Source organism: Synechococcus sp. OH20, from assembly GCF_047502685.1.
Taxonomy (GTDB): Bacteria; Cyanobacteriota; Cyanobacteriia; order Thermostichales; family Thermostichaceae; genus Thermostichus.
The window spans coordinates 149,343-151,288 of record NZ_JANSIQ010000021.1; the positions used below are offsets into that span (position 1 = coordinate 149,343).

General features: G+C 60.8%; 2 protein-coding genes. Both read left to right on the top strand.

Translation table 11 applies throughout. From position 1 onward, the window contains the following. On the top strand, positions 1-1,057 hold a 1,057-nt coding region (locus tag NW826_RS05325), incomplete at its 5' end, for a DUF3883 domain-containing protein (protein ID WP_414509616.1). An 82-nt stretch (positions 1,058-1,139) separates the two neighbouring features. After that, positions 1,140-1,946: DUF1156 domain-containing protein (locus NW826_RS05330; RefSeq protein ID WP_414509617.1), on the top strand; the 807-nt coding region annotated here is incomplete at its 3' end.

A 1,946-nucleotide genomic window follows, 5' to 3' on the forward strand; every position in this document is an offset into this window, starting at 1 on the left:
CCCTCACCCCCCAGCCCCCTCTCCCATGGGGCGGGATGACCCTCACCCCCCAACCCCCTCTCCCTCAGGGAGAGGGGGAGATGGTAATGAGGAGTTCAGGATAAGGAGTGCCGGCTATGCTCCCTACTTGGACTATCGACCCCTAACTGCTGAAGAGCAGGCTCTTCTGAAAGCCCAAGCCAGCTCTTATCTTCCCAGCTTCTCTTCTGCGAAGCTAGAAGGGCAGGTCACCACCTACGCCATTGAACACCTTGTTCCTCAGCATTTTCAGGAGGTCAAGGCTCAGCGGGAAGAACTCATCAACAGAACAGAGCGGGCTGTAAAGGATCGTCTCACCCGAGAAATCAACTACTGGGATCACCGGGCGGCCCAGTTACGGCTAGAGGAGCAGGCGGGCAAGCTCAATGCCAAGCTCAACTCTGCCAAGGCCCGGCAGCGGGCCGATGAATTGGCCGATCGGCTTCGCAAGCGGCTGGCGGAACTTGATCAGGAGCGCCAGCTATCCTCCTCGCCGCCGGTGGTGGTGGGGAAGGCGCTGGTGATCCCTGTGGGGTTGCTGCAGCGGCTGCAAGGCAAGCGGGAGTCCACTCCTGCCACCTTTGCCCGCGAAACCCAGCGTGTGGAGCAGGCGGCCATGGCCGCTGTCATGGCCATCGAGCAGGCGTTGGGATATGAGCCCCGCGATGTGAGTGCCGAAAACCTGGGTTATGACATCGAATCCAGAGGCAGGGAGGGCCTGCGCTTTATCGAGGTCAAGGGCAGGGTTGAAGGAGCAGAAACGGTAACGGTAACGAAAAATGAAATTCTGACAGCTTTGAATAAGCCCGACAGCTACATCCTTGCCCTGGTTCAGGTGCCGGCGGATCGGGATTTTCCAGAAGGGGATGTCTTCAGGGTCAAAACTCCTGCAGGCACTTACACAGTGGCGGGGGAAGGCTGTGAGGTGCGCTACGTAAGAAGGCCTTTCAAGCGGGAGCCAGATTTTGCTGCCAGTAGCGTCAACTACAAGTGGAAGGAGCTCTGGCAGCAGGGATCCGATCCCCGGCTGCAGAGCTAGCCAATCTGGGGCCAAGGGATCCGCCTGCAGCGAGTAGAGTATATTTTGCCCCCTGTTTTCGCCTCCTTGGCCTTGGCTCCTTATGTCCCGCCGCAAGAAGCTCATCGAAGTTGCCCTGCCCCTGGAAGCCATCAACTTAGAATCTGCCCGCGAGAAGTCCATCCGCCACGGCCACCCCAGCACCCTACATCTCTGGTGGGCACGCCGGCCCCTGGCGGCTTGTCGGGCGGTTCTGTGGGCTTCTTTGGTGGATGATCCCAGCAGTTGGCCAGACAGGTTCCCCACCGAGGCCGACCAAGAGCGGGAGCGACAGCGGCTGTTGGACATTCTGGCCCGCATCGAAGTTCAAAAAGACAAGGACGGCAAAACCAAGCAAGTGGTGCGGGGCCTGGTTTCTTGGGACGATGTGAACGATCCCAACTCAGGGGTTTTGGAGGCGGCCCAGCGGGAGATTGCCCGCTGTTTGGCCTGGGATCGCGGTGAGGATCCGCCCACGGATCCCCAGGCTGTCAGGGAGTACATTGCCAAGCACGCGCCGCCGGTTTACGACCCCTTTGCCGGGGGGGGATCAATTCCCTTGGAGGCGCAGCGGTTGGGGCTCAAGGCTTATGCCAGTGACTTGAATCCGGTGGCTGTTCTCATCAACAAGGCTCTGATCGAAATTCCGCCGCTATTTAAGGACAAGCCGCCGATTAACCCCCAGGATCGCCCTCACCCCCCAACCCCCTCTCCCATAGGGCGAGATTGCCCTCACCCCCCAGCCCCCTCTCCCCAAGGGCGAGACGGCCCTCACCCCCCAACCCCCTCTCCCATAGGGCGAGACGGCCCTCACCCCCCAACCCCCTCTCCCATAGGGCGAGATTGCCCTCACCCCCCAGCCCCCTCTCCC